This window comes from Geomonas oryzae (genome assembly GCF_004117875.1).
In the GTDB taxonomy this organism is placed as follows: domain Bacteria; phylum Desulfobacterota; class Desulfuromonadia; order Geobacterales; family Geobacteraceae; genus Geomonas; species Geomonas oryzae.
On the sequence record NZ_RAHW01000002.1, the window covers coordinates 606,107 to 623,939 of the forward strand.

Consider the following 17,833-nt stretch of genomic DNA (forward strand, 5'->3'; position numbering starts at 1 on the left):
GTCAACCGAGAGGACAAACATCAGGAGGTGCAGCAATGACACGCCCTTACTATGGCGCAATGGTAGCTGTGGCACGTGCCAACCTTAATGCCCTTCGACACTGCGGCATTCAGGCCGAGATCCCCGCCAAGGCATTGAAGTTCACTGGTTGGCTCCGTGAGTTGGATCTGCTAATTGTTGCTGATGAAACAGCCCAATTAATCCAGACCGGCGATGTAATTAACCTGGACTTCTACCAGCGGCCCTTCATGGTCACCGGCCCGCCTTCGCACGACTATGGCACCAGAGCTTTGCCGGTCGCTAGAGTAAGCAACTATGGTGTACTCCTAAGATCCGTAGAGACATCCTGCAACCGAATAGAGGGACTTGCTGCAAACACTGAAACAATTCTAGACCGCCTCCCGGTTGTCTGCCGGAATACATACACGTTCTTTGTACCTCCCACAGCCACAGTTCGCCAAGGGGACCTTATCGAGATTAACATGTCCCGCTTTCTGGTGTTGGGGGTGAAGTTACTCAACTCCGAAACTTTGTTACAGTTGCACGTAGCGCAGCAGTAGGAGAAAGCGAAGCGGATCTGGCAATCAACATTCAGCATTCCCGCTATGACAAAGTCCGTACATCGGCAAAATACAGAGCTTGGAGAAAAAGCAGAAGAGGTCCGAGAAATATTTTCCCGGCCCTCTTCTGCTTTTTAACAACAGCTCTTATGTTCCTTAGCGATTCGATACACAGAAGCAACCCCGATCTTCAACTTAGTTGCAATCGCCTCTTTCGTCATGCCCTGACCTAAAAGCTCAATCACCTCTGGGCTCTTTGCCTTGGCAGTAGCTTTTCGACCAATGTACTTACCGGCCTCCTTGGCTTTTGCGATACCGTCGGCTTGCCTTTCAAGCATCATCTCGCGCTCGAAAGTAGCGATTGCCCCCAGCATGGTCAGCATTAGCTTTCCGGTTGGGCTGCTTGTGTCTAGGTCTATGTTCAGCACCTTTAGCGTCACGCCTCTAGCGTTAAGCTTTTCGACAATTGATAGCAGGTGCGCTGTACTCCTGGCAATCCTGTCGAGCTTGCAGGCCACCACAGTGTCCCCCTCGCGCACGTAATCGAGCATCGCGGAAAGCTCAACTCGCTCAACATCTGCCCCACTCGCCTTCTCTGCGTACACCTTATCAACCCCAATCGCTGCGAGTTGGTCGAGTTGCACGTCCAGCTTCTGGTCGGTAGAACTGACTCTAGCGTATCCGATCACCTGCCCCTTCTTGTGCTCTTCCATTTCGCCCCCTCGACACCTATCAATGACATTTAGAGGTTTTGATAATACCATATCAAAAGCCTATTATCAACCCTTATGATAGGCTATTTCAAATGGATATCAAGCTATCACTAGAGCACGCCCTATTGATCCAACACTTCCGTCCTAAAATGAAGGTACAACAGAATCAGCCTTATGCCCTTAGCCGTAGACTTTTCTTATAAAAACATGTATATCCATCAACAAATAAATTCAAATGTCATAGAGATTGAGCAGGAGGATCAATGCAAGATTTTCTCAAAAATATCACATCTACTTCTTGGTGGGTTGGTGTGGTTATTGTTGGAATCGTAATAAACCTTGTGAGTTCATATTTAAAGCCATACCTAGATGAACAAATGTCAAAAATGTCAGCATCAAAAAAAGCTTTATTAGATATGAAATCTCAAGAATTGAAGCTATTAGTACTATCAATTCAAAATGATAAACATACATACATAGTAGAATCATTCAATGATCTAAGACACAGGAATAGAGCGTTGGCATTGTTTATAATGAGTGTCTTGCTATTCGCATTATCGCAACAATTAAAAGCTAACCCTGCTCTATATACTCGACCCTTTAATATTAATCTGGAGCTTTTATTTTCTATTGTAGACACTATTACAATGTTAATGGCATCCATATGCATGATGCTAGGCATTAATCATTATAAAATAGCAAATTATATCACGCGTGCCCTAAATCAAGCTAGAAAAAGTTAGATTAAAAATTTATCAAGCCATTGCAGCTCACCTTACATAAAAACCCTCAATCAAATCAATTATAATTGAAGTTTTATAAGCATCTGCCTGTCATCTCAACTAATCCACCAAGCACTAGCCTTGCTATGATTCTGCACACATGATTAAGGCTAGGCATCCACTCCAACTTCACTATCGACGGTTAGTTGCGCTATTAACCTACATTGAAATATCGCTGCAAAACACAAAGGCAAACTCGACCAAAGAACTCATTTTCAAAAGACACACCAGTAGCACTCAGAGAGACATGTGGTATCATTTATAAGACAGCTCTTACCAACACACAAAAGGAGGCAAGATGACAAGGAATATTAGCCTGTTAGTGTTAGCGTGCTTCATTTTATCTGGGTGTGCAAACAATGTATGGTTTCGCGACAACACAAGTGCGGAACAGGGTCGAAAGGATTTCAATGAGTGCAAGTACGACTCTAATAAGTCGAGCTTTGTACCATTTGGCGATGGCAGGTCTCCGATAAGCGCCGGTATCCAAGAAGGTTTCCAAAGCGCAGATCTCATGAGCCAGTGCATGCGAGCTAGGGGGTATTATCTCGTTAACAGGTATGAGCTTCAAGAAAAGAGGAACAGGAATAAAAAACTTTACGACAGTTACATCGAGGCAATGACTAACAAAAAATACACTGAAGCTTTAATCATAGTAGATTCTGCCCTACTGGCTAATCCAACTTCCTACGATTGGTATTATAGAAAAGCTGAAGTTAACTATGGATTAGGAGAATATACCGACGCAATCAAGGCAACTTCTAAGTCAATTGAACTTGGCAACAAAAATGCGAATGTATACAGCTTGAAAGCAAACTGTTTTTGCAGTCTTGCAGAATACGATATAGCGATTGAAACTGCAAACGAGGGGTTAAAATTAAACAACAATGCCCATCTTTATAATGTTAGAGGATATGCTTATAATATGAAAAATGAGTTTGACAAAGCATTAAACGATTGCAACAAAGCTATATCTATAGATGCTTCGCTTTGCAATGTTTATAAAAATAGAGGTTTAGCCTATGCTGGCATGGGTGAATATGATAAGGCAATTGACCAATTCAACAAATCAATTATGCTTAATTCAAATTATCCACTCTCATATCTTGGACGAGGGGACACATATATGAAGCTTGGTAAAGTAGACAGCGCACTGGCAGATTATAAAAAGGCCTGCGAGTTAGGTGACAAAATGGCGTGCAGCAAGATGAAGTAAGCAATTCAGCTAACAGGCTAGCGGCGGGGGTGGCCGGGTCAGTTTGCCTCAAATAGCCTAACCCTTGCTCACGCTTATGAAGTTACCAGCGTTTAAATAACTATATGACACCGTATTGCTCCGAATAGGATGATGTGGTATTGTGCCAAGGCTTCCTGACAACATTTCGTCAACATTTTAAAAAATACTCAAACGAGATAACCTTGTAATTTCAAATTGTTACAAAATTGGTGGGCGTTCCCATCTCGCCCACCAATCATTTGTAATCGTTAGGTTTTAGTGTTACTTGAAGCATAAGCTGTCAAAAATTGACAGCTTATGCTTCGCACCGGTTTTGACAACTTATGGTTTCATTTTTATCAAAACCGGGATTCCTGAGTAAAAAAGTCGGCTTTTCGCCTCTGCAAATTGGCAAAAGTTGGCTTTCGGGTTCCGCCCAGCACTGGTCATCACCTCCCCTCCAAATAGCATATGCTATTTCTCCTGGAGTTACTACGGCTGCCGGTCTGGCCACAATGTACCCCTGCGCTGCCTTCCAAGTTGCCCCTCTTCGTTCCGCCTCGTGCCAACATAGGTTTTACCATGTTTGAAAAAGTGATCCGCAGAGCAAAACAAAGCGTGACGAAGCTCTTCTGCGTCGGGAAGACAGCCAAGGAGGACGGGGTACGCGACTGGAAAATGCCGAACTTTCCGGCGCCGCCTGATTTGTATGAGGAGTGCTACTACGACCTCGGGCTCATGCCGTGCTGCGGCGCCTCCTTAATTCACAAGGGTGGCCGCGACGGGATCTATAAAAGTATTTATTGCGCACGTTGCGGCACCGGATGGAAAGTGTGCGTTTATGAGGGGGTGCGCTTCATCGAGCGCCTGGTCCCGAAGCCTGTTATCCTACCACTGCCCAAGTTGCAACAACCCGAGCCCGGCCCGGAGCCATCGAAAATGGTCGCCATGCCTGCGCTCGCCCCTATTCCCTTAAATAAGATTCTCACGATCCGAGGCAGATCGCTGCCGTTTCCGGCACCACCCGATCAATACGTCCACTACCTCTTTGAGCTTAATGTCCACCCGTGCTGCGGTGCAGGCGCCTGGGAGGGTGTAGAAGAACCCGAAACGGTGAGATGTATGGCGTGCGGCGCTTATTGGAACGTCTACCTAGACCCCAGGATGGTCGAGTTTCAGGGGTATGCCGCACCGTACAATTCCATTCGAGACTGGAAGAGCCGGATGCGCATGCAGGCGACCGGACGGATGATTTGCAGCTCTGCCACACCGCGGGCTGTTTGCGCAGACTCGGAGCCTCCAATGACTGACATTTAGATCCAGAACGCCTCCAACTTTTTAAGGTTTTCCTTATCGGGCTGCTATGCCCTATAGGTAAACCGCTTATCCAGCTTATCAAAAATTAGTAGCTCGCATAATCAATGCCCCCCATTAGTTGAAAATCGCACCACGGGGCGTAGCGGTGCCAAGCCTACGGTGCGGCACCGGCAAAACTCAGAAAACTTCACCGTTTCCTTTACCGACACCAACGCCACACCTGGTCCAGAAAGGTTCCTGCGAGATACCCTCCCATTCGGCACCTATGTCCCTGGTGTAGCATCGACTACCCACCAACTGAATCTGGCGACGCTAGTGGATAAAATGCGCCGACTGCCCCTCCCCTATCACGTGTTCCGCCGCCGACAGCCGCCACATTGTCCTGAGACAATTAAGGCCTTACGTTTCTAGTCCAATCCCGAAATAAACCCGAGAAAACCTGGTCCCTCCGTCATTTTTCTTTTTTGCGTCTTCCATTGAGCGTATTCCCCAGGTGAAATACGCTAGCAGCCCCAGTGGCGTCAAGTTGGTGCAAGCCTCCCTCGGTCTCCCGGCCCTCTAGAATTAGTAAAATTTACGTAGGGCTGGCTATCACTGCCGCCCTTTCAGAACAGGCCGATGATCCAGTAGAGATACTTTCAGGAACTTGTTCCAATCGACCAGTATCCTCGTAAGCCCCATTCAGTTGTCCCACTTGCGCTCAAATTGGCGGTGGCGTCAGACTCGCCGTATCCTTTTCGGAAACTATTTACCTTTGACAACTTTATTTAAAGATGGCATATTTTCCGCTCATACCTCTTGACACTGCCGAGTTGGATTCCCGTCAAGTGTTTTAATTAACCGTTTACAACCGCTCTCCTTCTAACCTCTGCTGAAGGTGCAATATGGCTATTACGTTAAAACGAGGGAAAGGCTATCTAACTTTGAAAAAGTCTGAAGACCTGATAGCCGTTAGGTCCAAAAATCACTATGATCATATTTCAAACGTGACGAAGTTAAAAAAATCAGGTGGCTTTGATCTTCTAAAGGTGATGGGCAATGCTGAATTGATGGAATCTACACTTAATGAAGCAAGATCAGATAAAGGTGTTGAGACTGGAACTCATGTTTATTTTGCCGATGGGGACTCGCACCCGCTAATCCCCAATGGAGAGCTTACTATCAGATTTACCACTGATGCATCTGATGATGAAAAGGCCAATATATTTTCTAAATATGCGCTGGAAGTGCTCGAAAAGCGTGACACGCCTCGTGAAACTTACATAGTTAAAGTGACCAACACCTCAGTAAACCCAATAAAAACGGCCCTAAATCTTCAAAATGAAAAGTGTATTGATGTTGCGGAGCCTGACCTTATTGTCGGCATCAACAAGTCGACTTTTTCTTTACCATCAGATCCATATTTACAGAAACAATGGTATCTAAAGAATAATGGCGAGGATGCAAATTTGATAAAAGGAGCAGACTCTGGAGTTGTGGATGCCTGGGCCGAGTACAAGGTACTAGGTGCAAATGATTGTATTATTGCCATCATAGATGATGGATTTGATTTAAAACATAAGGATCTATCAGGATCAGATAAGGTGGTGGCACCTTGGGATTTCGAAAATGATGTACCTGACCCCTCTCCTAAAAAGTACCCGCCTGATGGTGAAGATTGGCATGGAACAGCCTGTGCGGGAATAGCAATAGCTAACGCAAATAACTACGGGATTTCGGGCGCAGCCCCAGGCGCAAAGTTTATGCCTTTGCGCTACAGTGGAACCCTTGACGATGCGTCAATAGAAAGGTGGTTCCAATACGCCGCAAAAAATGGCGCATCTATAATTAGTTGCAGTTGGACGCCCGCTTCCGGAAAGTATATTTTATCAACGAGACAAGAAGAGGCAATCAAGGACTGCGCCACACGCGGCAGGAATGGTTTAGGATGCGTGGTCATTTTTGCTGCTGGAAATTCCAATGTAGATATCAATTCAGAATCTTACGTAAATGGCTTTGCCATACACGAAGACGTTATAACCGTAGCAGCATCTACTAGCATCGATACTCGGGCCGAGTACTCCAACTTTGGAAATGAGATTATGATTTGCGCACCTTCAAGTGGTAATGGTGGGAAAGGAATCTTCACCACAGATGTTACTGGAACTTATGAATATAATGGGACTACATTGCCCGCAGGTTACTCTGAAGGTGATTTTACAGAAGACTTTGGCGGAACATCCAGTGCAACACCGCTAGTCGCAGGTGTCGTCGGTTTACTTTTAAGCGTAAATTCAATGCTGACTGCAGCCGAGGTGAAAGAAATACTAAAAAGAACGGCAAGAAAGATAGGAGATCCTTCCCTATACGATCACGCTGGACATTCCATTTTTTTCGGGTATGGATGTATCAATGCTAGAGCTGCAATCAATTATGTTTTAAATAATAGTTTCAGCGGCCATTAAGGCCGAAATTCAAAAGGAGGTCTCAATATGTCAAGAAGAATTTGCATCACTGGCGACGACGCAACATTAGAGCAGTTCAAGAAAAGACTACACACGGACCCCACAATTTTGCAAGAACTTGAAACCGACCCAAAACAGACGTTCGCCAAGTACGGTATAGAAATCGATGACGATACAGCAAATACTATAAAACAGCACCTGCAAAAGAAACCTGGGGGTATCGCCCCTGCATTCGTTGTTGGCCCTACGATTGCAGTAGCTGTTGCAGTAGGCCCAGCAGTTGCTGTGGCAATCTGATTTCGTAGCGGGCAAAACCAAAGAAAAAAGAATTCTTACAGTTTGCCTAGTTGCCTCAACAAAAGTGGCAACTAGGCAAACAATCGGATCATGTGCTATGACTGACTACCGCGAATATTCTACCTCAAAATCGATAGTGGGAGAGGCCATATCCCCCTTTGTCCTGGCTTTTCATCTAACCTACAAATGTCCATTACAGTGCGAGCACTGTTGCTTCAATTGCAACATGAAAAAAAGCCAAAGGATCCATGAAGATATAGTAAAAGATGTTTTGTTGGATATAAATAAGGTCAAAAGCATAAAGTATGTCGCATTCACAGGTGGAGAACCTTTTTTATATGGAATACAGCCACTGGCTGAAATGGTTAACAAGGCAAAAGCTGGTGGCAAGACAACAAGAATTATTACAAGCGGTTTTTGGGCCGGAGTAGATTTATACGCAGAGAATGTATTAGATATATTGGCAAAAGCAGGTTTAGACGAACTTTCCTTATCCTACGACGACTACCACGCTAAATATGTGCCACATCACAACCTTATAAACATAGTCAAATTTTCTCTTGATAAAGGCATAAAGCTTTTTATAAGCACCACGACGACAGAAAACAATATCATTAACAAAAAATTCATAATTGACATACTTAATAAGGAAATTAAAGACATAACTGGCATCATTATTGAGGAAACAGGATTAGCGCATACCGGCAGGGCTTCAAAACTTCAAGAAAAAGTATGTACTGATAGGTATATAGGGCCATGCCCATTCGTCCTCAGGCATCCAACAATCACTCCGTCGCTGAGAGTCCTCCCTTGCTGTGGTACCTTGCCGTATCACAAGCATCATGAAATTGGCAATTTAAAAAAAGATTCCATCTCCAACATAATTGAGCAGTCTTACAATAGTTTGTTCTTTAAGTGGCTCGCTTTTGAGGGTCCAGTTAAACTCATTGAAAGGGTCAATAAAGCATTTGACACCCAATACACGTCTGCACATTCCAGTATATGTGACGCCTGCAATTATATATATTCTGCAAATGGGGTATATGCGGACATACAAAAATATGTCAGTAGCAATCCACAGGTTGTATCAATAGAAGAAATGGTGTTACAATCACTCAATAAATACTCAGGCCCTTCTGAATGGTTTGCGACTCTATGAGCACTGATGTTTTACTTATTGTACCACCGTTCGCCTCGATAACTCGCCCTCCTTTAGGCGTGGGGGTATTACAGGCCGCTCTGCGATCCCACCAAATCACATCAAAGGTTCTCTTTTCAAATATTGACTATTCACAGCGAATAGGTCCTGCTCTATATGAACTTTTATCTGAGCTGAATGTTAGACTTTTAATTGGAGAGTGGCTTTTTTCATCGGCAATGTACGGATTAGCCGATCAGTATCCTGAACTTGATCAATTTGTAAGTAACGACTTTTACGAAAAACTCAAAGAAATAAGAAATGGAATCCCTAAATTTATTTCAGAACAAAGTGAAAAGGTTTTGAGCTTTGACCCTAAGTTTGTGGGCATTTCCTCCATGTTCCAACAAAACATGTCTGCTCTAGCATTAGCGCGTGAAATTAAACTAGTTGCACCTGAAGTCAAAGTATGTTTAGGAGGGGCAAATTGTGAAGCAAACATGGGAAAAGCGTTGTTTGATAAGTTCCATTTTTTAGATTACGTTTTCTCTGGCGAAGCAGAAGAGGCCTTCCCAGAACTGGTAAAAATCAATTTTAATTCTACTTCGTCAACAGAAAGAACCTTTATTGATTGTGGTCCAGTGACCTCATTTTATTCTCCAGACTATAGTGATTTTTTTGAAAATGTAAAATTGAGCGGACTTGACCTATCACTTTCTATTCCATTCGAGACCTCTCGTGGCTGCTGGTGGGCTACTAAAAGGAAATGCAAGTTCTGCGGCTTAAATAGTTCGAATGCTCATTACAGAACTAAAAATAACGATTTAATCATAACCGAACTAATTTCTCAATACGAAAAACACGAAGTTACGAATTTCTCAGCTACTGATAACGTTATAGTACCTTCCAAGGCAATAGACTTCATAAGAACACTAAGGGCTAAGAAATTTGACTTTAGGTATTTTTTTGAGGTACGACCTGATATTTTGCCATCTGATTTGGAAGAGTTGGCAGAGCTTGGCATGGTATGGGTCCAGGCTGGGATTGAAAGCTTAAGCCAACAGGTTCTGAAAAAAATAAATAAAGGAGTCTCTGTTCTCCAGAATATTCAATTCTTAAAACACTGCGAAGAACTAGGTATCAACGTCAGTTGGAACTTTTTGCATGATTTTCCTAGCGATACAACTACTGACTATGAAACTGTAACCTCAATCATTGACCTAATAGAACATCTGCAACCACCTAACGGTTACTACACTTGTAGAATTGATAGATTTAGCGATTACTTTGACATGGCTTTGGATGGCAGGTTAATGGTTAAACCAATTCCAGCCTATGAGCGGATTTACCAAAACTGTGATCAATACGAGATCTCAGAGATGGCATACTTTTTTGATTTAATGCAACCGGACGCCAGCCTTTCCGATATCAACGTAGTTGTGAATGAAGCCGTCGTTAACTGGAAGGCCTCATACACCTCAGATTCTCCTGCAAATCTAGCTATGATTAAAATTGGAAATTCCTCTATTATCAAGGATACCCGACAGATAGCGTCTTGTGGATACAGAGTATTAGGAGAACATGAAACAAAAATCCTAGAGGATGCAACCACCGTAGTGAATTTTGAAGATCTCGCTACAAAGCACCCTGAACAGCTACTACGTAATCTGCTCGAGTATAATTACCTGATGTGCATCGATGAACAGGTAATTTCACTGGTATTAGGTTGCGTCAAAAAAACATTTCCACACTCTGATTATCCCGGGGGGCGCCTAAATACTAGCACAGAAGAATCAATTCCTATTTTGACGTTAGTTAAATGATCAATAACATGAACAACTCATCTAAACAACACGAAGAGGTGCTTTATGTCTCACAGCGAAGGCTAAAAAACCTTTGGCAGAAATATGTCATTTACTCAAATAGAATAGAGCTAAACTGTCTTTTGTGTAAGATTTTAATACCTTTTTCTGATCTTATAACCATAGAATTATTCGGCTCAATTCCATCAGACTTGCTTCACGGAAAAAGGAAAATTCACCATTTTCATCTGGCCCTTAAGCTGGATTTCGCTAGCATGGTTTCACATGTGGAAATATCCAGAAACTCCGGTTGCTTTAAATACATAATATTTGCACCAGATAATCCAACAGAATTTGTCGAGATTGTAACCAAAGCGATAAGCACCATCCCTCATCGCTAATACAGAACACATTTTTATTTTTTTATTTGCTCCTTTGAAAGCGGCTCACCGTGGTCACCTCTTCCAAACTTAAGGGAAACATAATTGAAGCCTGCTTTTTCCAAATGCTGCTAACCACGAGTTTGTTGTCATCCAAAGTGAGAGTATTGGTTTCAGTTGAGTATAATACTTCGCCGGGAGAGGTCCTACTCATTTTGGGCCTTAAATGGACTTCGCCATTGTTACAGTCAAAGTCACCATTTTTCATTGATAGTTGTCTAGAAATCCTTGGTTCCGATTTTCCTTTTTCCAACATTACGACAGTTATTAGATCTAACGTCGGCTGACCGAGTTGAATTTTGTCCCCGATAGATATCTCCTCCGCCTCCCGATAGGGATATGAGGATAATAGATATCTAGCGAGGAATACATCGCCACCGCCTGAATCCATACCCTTATTTTGGTATAGACCAGCAATAAGCGGGCACGAATTTACCTTAGTGTCCTTATTTTCGCTTGTAATTTTTTCTGAGGTTGCTACAGCCGCTTTACAGAAAAAAAACAGCAGCATTAGGCACATAATGTGCGGTCGCCAAGACAATCCCTTTCTAGGCTCACTCTTCATAATCCCTCCCTCTCTGAATGGCACACTCCCTGCGATGCCAATGACTACCAGACACGGTTCATTGAGAGTCAATTGCCAACTTTACGATCTTTCTAGAGCCCCTAGTCAAAGTTGTTTGTCTTTGCAGCGCCTTTTGCCGTTCATGCTGCCCCCCCCCGGTAGTGTAAAGAGTTTTTCGCTTTTTCTGGCAGTGCCCCCGTCGGAATCTAGATCGCCTCGGCCATTGAATGCCTCTGTTCCACTTCCTGTTCCTTGAGAAGGTCGATGTTCAGGTAGCGTTTCGTCCCCCACTGGGTCCCGGCGATGTGCCTGAGCCTTGCAGCGCAGAGCATGAGCGCGGAATGACCATCGGGGAAGGCTCCCACCACCTTCGTTCGCCTGCGGATCTCCTTCATGATCCTTTCCAGCGCGTTGTTGGTGCGGATGCGGATTCTGTGCTCCCGGGGGAAATCGTAGTAGGTCAGCGTCTCCGCGATGGAGTCCTTGACCTTCTTCGCGGCCTCTTTAAGCTTCATCGTTTCGAGCTTCAGGTAGACCGCCTCAGCCTTTTCCAACGCGGCCTTCTTGTCCTCCGAAGCGTGTATGGCCTTCAACATTGCGGCCACTTCCGCCATCTTCTTAGCCGGGGTGACACTGAAGACGTTGCGGTAGAAATGCACGGTGCAGCGCTGCCACTTGGTAGTCGGGTAGAACTCTGCTAACGACTCTACCAGCCCCATGCAGGCATCGGTGACGAACAACCGGACACCTGTCAGGCCCCGCTCCTTCAAGTGGCGGAGGAAACTGGACCAACCGGCTTTGTCCTCCTTGGCACCTTCGCAAACGCCAAGGATCTTGCGGTAGCCCTGGTGATTGACGCCGATCGCTACCAAGACCGACACATTGGTTACTTCGCCGCCCCAGGAGCGCTTAAGGACGATGCCGTCCAGATAAACGTAGGGATAGTCCCCGGTGATCGGGCGGTTGCGCCATTCTTCGATTTTGCTGTAGACCTTCTTGTTGAGGTTACTGATAGTACCAGGGCTGACTTTAGTGCCCCACAACGCCTCGGTGATGTCTTCTACGCGACGAACTGAGACACCAGCCAGGTACATCTCTATCAGCGCCTCCTCAACCGATGCTTCACGCCGGCGGTAGCGCTCGATGATGGCCGTTTCAAACGTCTGCCGGCGAAGCTTAGGAACGTTGAGTGTGACCTCTCCGGCCTTGGTGTGGAGTTTCCGCTGGTAGTGGCCAGCTCGGGTATCGGTCCGGGCCTCGTTTCTCTGGTACTTCTCTGCATTGCATAGTTGGTTTGCTTCGGCATCAAGCATGCGGTTGAGGGTGTCCTCAACGGTGCTGCGGACCATTTCTCCAAGGTGATCGCGAATGGCCCCTTCATTCAGTTGGATGATCTGTGCTTTTGGTGTAGAATCGCTCTCCACGGCAGTGTCCCTCCTTGGGTATGAATTGGTGTTTGGCGACTCAATTCTTAACCGAATGGGGCACTGCCGTGCTAGTTAAAAAAGCGAAAAATATTTTACGTTATCCCCCCCCCACATGACGGAGATGAACGCCTCGCCAGTGAACTGACAGCCATGGTCTCGGTTGAAGATACCAGGGGCAACATGTTGGAGAGGGCCTCCTTCAAATCCTCGACGCAGAACCTTGTATCGAGAGTGTTGAACAGTCGCCAGAACCTTCCTCCTCGCCGCTCGTGGCCCAGTCCATGAGGGCGATCAGGTACATGAAGTCCCTGCTCATCACCTGGCGATGTAGGTTATATCAGTCGCCCACACCTGGGTCGGACGAACAATGGTCAGCCCTCACAGAAGGAATGGATAGGCCGGGTATTTTGGCTGCCATTTGCTCGTTCCTGGCTTTTGGCTCCAGACACTTGATGGTGCGGCCGACCGAATTGCCCCGGTGGCAGTAGCTGGCGCGAGGTACGCCCAGAAGCTGGCAACGGCGTTCCAAAGAGACTTCGGGTTGGCCGATGGCGATCACCTTTTTGTTTTTGCGCCCGGCTGAGTTCAGTCCGGAGAGATTTGACAAAAAATTGTTCTCGAGTTTGAGGTTACCGATCTGCTGGTACAGTTCAGCCACCTCGGCGTGTGGTTCGCCTCTTTCTTCTTCGCCTTGCCGAAGACATCGGGGGCGCTTTGAATCAGCTCCTGTTTCCAGCGGGTGATCTGGGCGGGGTGGACGCCGTTCCAGTGGCGAGTTCGGCCAGAATCTTCGATTCAGGACATAGGGTCAGGCTACCTTGGCGTTGATTTCGCCGCAGTGACGGGTGCGATATTATGGCATCGGACTTCTCCTCTCCCGAAATGGGTAGGCCCATTGCTTATTCACTCTGTCTCAAAAACCGCAACCACTTCAGAATCCCCCGTCATGACCTGTTTTGCGATTTCATCTTCTCTTTGTTTGATCTCCTGTAGCTGCACCCAGAGGCGCTGACAAGTCCCTAAAGACAGCCCAGCAGCAACGATCCTTTCCAAGTCTTCCCTGAGGTCGTCGAAGGACTGGCTGTTTGACATACCCTGCAGGAGTATCGCCAGGACGTCTGTACAGCTCACGGAGAAAACCTGCCCCCCCGATGTCCAAAGACCGACCTGATCAGCGTCCCTATTATACCTCGTGAATTCTGAGTTAACGTCCAACCTCTTCAATTGCCTTGATTCGCATTCAATGGTACCGCAAGCATCAACCCGCAACATCCACTTGCTTTGCCCAATGTGAAAATGCACCCATCGCCCCCTCCACGGCAAGTCCCATCCGGGATCATTGGGTTGAGAACGACGCCTCACCTTCTCGAACACGCAAACCGCACCCTTTCCTCCAGTATGGGTAACACTGTGAGTACGGCCAGCTAGACAAGTGCTACGAAGCAGGTCTAGGATGGTCACCCGTTCAGGCAACAAGGTGATAATTCTGGCATTCATTTTAACCAACGTAGCAACCACTTCTACCTGACGCTGCGGTGCGCTGTCTCTAAGATAGGACGGGAAGTACACTAGGCATCCAAACCCACCGTCCGCCAACAAACGCACTGATGCCTTCGCGAAGTGTTGGCAATACTCTCCGGCCCATGGTGGGTCCGCAAAAACGACATCAAAGGGTCCTAATTGCTCAACGTGGGGGTGCTTCATGATGTCCAAATGAATGCACTGCACACTTTCGCACGTATTGCGCACTGCATCGAGAACCCCAACGTTATAATCAACAAGAAAGACGCTGCAGCGCACACGATGGATATCAAGAAGTGTCGCTATCGATGGAGTGCCCAGGCAACAGATTCTAGACGCACTGGCAAGAGCGAATCCCATCATCCTAACAAGATCACTCGCCGCCTCGAACGTGAACCGCCAGTCACCATCTAGTTGATGCGGAAGCGGAAATAGCGCCAACCGCCGCCAATACTCTGTTTCCACATCGCCTTGGTCCCAATCAACTGGTCCAAAAGCACTCTCCCTATACGCGCCCGCTTCGCATTGCTCAACCCTGCCCGCCGCACTGAGCTCATCTAGCACCAGTCCGATTGCCTTCGAATCGCAGGTTGTGAGCAACATAAGCTGATCAATGGTTGCTGGTCTCGTGGCCAAAATAGACAGAACCTTGTCCACCAACATGGATCCCGATCGACCTCTCAGACGCCCCTCAGCTATATCGGTCAACATTGGTCTCCTTGAGCACTGCGGGGTGATCGTGCCCGCAATTGTGCGAAAAAATATTCCACTGCCTCACGCGCCTGCGAAGTAGACTGACTCACCATGTGCACTCTTGGCGCTGCTTCAGCTGCCCCCAATCGGCCCAGAGCGTAGATCGCACGCACGCGGATTTCGTCTCGTGGATCCGATAAACAAGTGATCAAAATTGCGACCCCCTCCTTACCTCCCAATTCCGCCAGTGCATAGACTACCCGCTCACGAACATCCACACTTACATGGAATGCACATGCCTCAAAATGACTGATTACCTCCCGCCCACCGATTGCAGTGAGTGCAATTATTGCCTCACACACAATGGCAACATCATTAGAACGTAGTAGAGCCGCTATCGATGGAAGGCACATTTCGGCTCTACGCGCCCCCGCTGTCCTAAGAGACGCTAACAGCGTATCGCGGTCCACTTCCGGTGAGCATAGAACCTCATCGAGCGCTGCATTAACATCGTCGTTTAGCGCGTACAACAGCGCCTCAGCTGCAGCGACTCTTAGGCTTGGTGGACCACAACGAAGGTCGCTTATCGCTGTCGCGTGTTCCGGCAACGATTTTGCCGCCGCCATCAGCCGCATTGCTGCCTCTCTGACTTTGGGGGAGGGGTCACGAATTGCGTCCACGACCACAGTAGCGGCCTCAGCTTCTGGTAAAAGGTGCGCAAGTGCATAAATTGCGCTTTCCCGTACGAAGTCCACAGGATCATCAAGAGATTTCATCACCTCAGCCACGCATTTTTCAGACGTTGTTAGATGAGCGAGCACCTCTAAGCAGGCCTCTCGAACGAGAGGAGAATCATCAGAGCGAATCAGATGGAAAAGGGTGTTATCAAATGAGATCTTGCCAATTTCACCAACAGCGAAAACGCCCCGCCGTCGGACTGCCGCCTCTTTGTCCTGAAGGCAAGTATGAATCACTTCGACGCACACATTACCTTTAAGTACCGCTGCCACATCAGCAGCTGCGGCACGAAGGTACCCCTCCTCATTTTGCACACATTCAATCGTGAGGCGTTCGCCGTGTTTCGGGAATCGCCTTGCCACAAGACTCAAGAGCTCAGGTTTAATGGTCCGTGGCGATCGCTCCCAGAGTTTCCCAAGAACCGCACTGTCAATTGGTATCGTTGGTTGTTGAAGAAGAGCCCTTATAATGCACCGAAAAGCCCCCGCTGGAAATCGCCAGGTCTCCATTTCTGAGAGCCAAGCATTGAGCCCGACAGGAGCCGATATAAGGATGGCATCGCCATAATCTGCTTCTTTCCAGTTTGCACCAGGCCCCCCTGCAGCTGCGACAAGCCCTGTCATGGCCGTGGCTAAGGCGCGGGGATCCCCGGTTGCAGCAAGTACGAAGACCTCCTCCGGCCGAAGCGAAGGAGCCCTTCCATGGCGCGTTGCATGTTCAACTACCAATCGTATGATCTGCCGACTATCCGTCTGTGTCAGCGCAGCAACGGCTGCACTTTTCCAGTTTTGGTCGAGGTGTATGCGATCGCGAAAAAGTGACTGCGTAACAAGGAGAAGATGCGGGGTCGGTACACTTTGCTTAAGGTTAGCCTGGTAGTTCGCAGCAACCGCTGCAGGCAGGTATTCATCGCTCGCTCCCCATCGTGTAACTGCACGGTCCAGAAAACGAACCTCCTCCTCGTCCTGGACGGTATGCCTCAGACCAAAGACCGCCGCAGCCAGCGAATCATGTGCAAGCCTGATCTGGCCCGCACGGGGTTCCTCAATGAGCCTGAGGGCCTTCAACAGCCGCGTTATCCTAATTACATCCTCAAGAGGAAAAGCTGGAAGGGACTGCGCTAACTTCTCAAATCTCACCTCACCATCCCGTTGGCAAAGGTCAGAAAGAACATACAGGCCAAAAACAGCATCATCAGCGAATGGGGGGTCGGCGTTGCGAATGGCCGAGGCCACAACGTTGCCAACTATGCCGGATAAGTCACCAAGCGCTTCTAGGTCCCGAACAGAAACAGCCTTCCCACGGGCTTTACTGAGTTCCGCAAGAGGTCTGCAGCAGGCATGAAGGGCAACTGGCCACACTGTCCCCGATATCCCACTCAACCGACGAATGACGGTTGCAAGGAGCTTGTTGGAAAATGCTGCACCGAATCCTTTTAGAGCTACATCAACGAATTTACTTGCGTCTGCAGGTTCAAGGCCGGAAATCGCGACGATTCCAGAAGTAACACTCGGAAACGGTCCAGCGAGTACGATGAGATGGTGTAGGAACTCCTGACGGATCGCTACGGCGGCGCATACGCCGTTACGAGCAGGCGTTGCAGCAGCTCTAACCAGAGTCTCTAGGAGGAGAATTGCACTTCCTGTCTCAGATCCGAAGAACAGGTGCTCAGTCTGGTCGATAAGCAGAGCGAGGCGAGTATTCGCCAGCCGCGCCAACTCATGGAGTGCAGTAGCAGCCTGGAAAGAAGACCATTCCTTCCGGTCCTCGCCCCTGTGGCCAACATGAGCCTGCACAATTGCCACTGTTGAACTGTTCTTTATATACCCAGTACTTTGTTCAATCGTCCGTTGTTGAAGCCCAAGGCGCTCGAGAACACTCGAGACACCCAATCCCAGATCCGTGGCCACCTCAAGAAGCAATTCCTCGGTAGTTAGGTCTGCCGAGGCAACGACTACAACAGGGTGCCAACCCTCGTTCTGCAGGCGCGTCACAAGGGCTCCCCGCAAGAGCGTACTCTTGCCAACACCTATAGCTCCTGCCGCAACGGCAAACCCTGCCTGTGTATTACACAGTCGTTGGACTATCCTATCCACCAGGACCGATCTGTCGGCAGCCACGCCACGCAAATCATCGTTTAAAGGTGAAAAAGGGTTAAATGGATTTTCCATCCGCCACCT

The 17,833-nt window shown here is 47.4% G+C and carries 14 protein-coding genes; 8 read left to right on the forward strand and 6 right to left on the reverse strand.

Annotation, left to right across the window (positions count from 1 at the left end; translation table 11 throughout):
- Nucleotides 1-35 precede the first annotated feature (35 nt).
- Nucleotides 36-560 carry a hypothetical protein gene (locus D6Z24_RS07325; RefSeq protein WP_129125905.1) on the forward strand — a complete coding sequence of 175 codons (525 nt, stop codon included), beginning with the start codon at nt 36-38 and terminating at the stop codon, nt 558-560.
- 134 nt (nt 561-694) lie between these two features.
- On the opposite strand, the gene D6Z24_RS07330 is transcribed toward D6Z24_RS07325, so the two are convergent.
- Nucleotides 695-1,273, reverse strand: coding sequence for a recombinase family protein (locus D6Z24_RS07330; protein ID WP_129125906.1), 579 nt, complete (start codon nt 1,271-1,273; stop codon nt 695-697).
- Nucleotides 1,274-1,536: 263 nt separating this feature from the next.
- Between D6Z24_RS07330 and D6Z24_RS07335 the strand changes: the two genes are divergently transcribed.
- The 7 genes from D6Z24_RS07335 to D6Z24_RS07365 all read left to right on the forward strand — a co-directional run bounded on the left by D6Z24_RS07335 (nt 1,537) and on the right by D6Z24_RS07365 (nt 10,290).
- The gene (locus D6Z24_RS07335) at nt 1,537-2,016 is read left to right on the forward strand and encodes a hypothetical protein (RefSeq protein WP_129125907.1); all 480 of its coding nucleotides are present in this window, start codon (nt 1,537-1,539) and stop codon (nt 2,014-2,016) included.
- A 337-nt stretch (nt 2,017-2,353) separates the two neighbouring features.
- The gene (locus D6Z24_RS07340) at nt 2,354-3,271 is read left to right on the forward strand and encodes a tetratricopeptide repeat protein (protein ID WP_129125908.1); all 918 of its coding nucleotides are present in this window, start codon (nt 2,354-2,356) and stop codon (nt 3,269-3,271) included.
- Nucleotides 3,272-3,853: 582 nt separating this feature from the next.
- Complete coding sequence (locus D6Z24_RS07345) at nt 3,854-4,588, forward strand: hypothetical protein (protein ID WP_129125909.1); 735 nt, start codon at nt 3,854-3,856, stop codon at nt 4,586-4,588.
- Between the two features lie 884 nt (nt 4,589-5,472).
- Nucleotides 5,473-7,032: a S8 family peptidase gene (locus tag D6Z24_RS07350; protein ID WP_129125910.1), complete on the forward strand. Its 1,560-nt coding sequence runs from the start codon at nt 5,473-5,475 to the stop codon at nt 7,030-7,032.
- A 27-nt stretch (nt 7,033-7,059) separates the two neighbouring features.
- Nucleotides 7,060-7,329, forward strand: a complete 270-nt coding sequence (locus D6Z24_RS07355; protein ID WP_129125911.1) for a hypothetical protein — start codon at nt 7,060-7,062, stop codon at nt 7,327-7,329.
- Between the two features lie 97 nt (nt 7,330-7,426).
- Nucleotides 7,427-8,488 carry a radical SAM protein gene (locus tag D6Z24_RS07360; RefSeq protein ID WP_129125912.1) on the forward strand — a complete coding sequence of 354 codons (1,062 nt, stop codon included), beginning with the start codon at nt 7,427-7,429 and terminating at the stop codon, nt 8,486-8,488.
- On the forward strand, nt 8,485-10,290 hold the full coding sequence (locus D6Z24_RS07365) for a RiPP maturation radical SAM C-methyltransferase (protein ID WP_162605087.1): 1,806 nt from the start codon (nt 8,485-8,487) through the stop codon (nt 10,288-10,290). The genes D6Z24_RS07360 and D6Z24_RS07365 overlap by 4 nt, the downstream gene beginning before the upstream one ends.
- 402 nt (nt 10,291-10,692) lie before the next feature.
- On the opposite strand, the gene D6Z24_RS07370 is transcribed toward D6Z24_RS07365, so the two are convergent.
- The 5 genes from D6Z24_RS07370 to D6Z24_RS07390 form a co-directional block, all read right to left on the reverse strand.
- Nucleotides 10,693-11,274 carry a hypothetical protein gene (locus tag D6Z24_RS07370; RefSeq protein WP_129125914.1) on the reverse strand — a complete coding sequence of 194 codons (582 nt, stop codon included), beginning with the start codon at nt 11,272-11,274 and terminating at the stop codon, nt 10,693-10,695.
- Nucleotides 11,275-11,480: 206 nt separating this feature from the next.
- Nucleotides 11,481-12,698 (reverse strand): IS256 family transposase, encoded by a 1,218-nt coding sequence (locus D6Z24_RS07375; protein ID WP_129125915.1) that lies wholly within the window; start codon nt 12,696-12,698, stop codon nt 11,481-11,483.
- A gap of 340 nt (nt 12,699-13,038) precedes the next feature.
- Nucleotides 13,039-13,359, reverse strand: a complete 321-nt coding sequence (locus D6Z24_RS07380) for a hypothetical protein (RefSeq protein ID WP_129125916.1) — start codon at nt 13,357-13,359, stop codon at nt 13,039-13,041.
- A gap of 245 nt (nt 13,360-13,604) precedes the next feature.
- On the reverse strand, nt 13,605-14,930 hold the full coding sequence (locus D6Z24_RS07385; RefSeq protein ID WP_162605088.1) for a hypothetical protein: 1,326 nt from the start codon (nt 14,928-14,930) through the stop codon (nt 13,605-13,607).
- Nucleotides 14,927-17,824: a HEAT repeat domain-containing protein gene (locus D6Z24_RS07390; protein WP_162605089.1), complete on the reverse strand. Its 2,898-nt coding sequence runs from the start codon at nt 17,822-17,824 to the stop codon at nt 14,927-14,929. Before D6Z24_RS07390 ends, D6Z24_RS07385 begins: the two co-directional genes overlap by 4 nt.
- Nucleotides 17,825-17,833 lie beyond the last annotated feature (9 nt).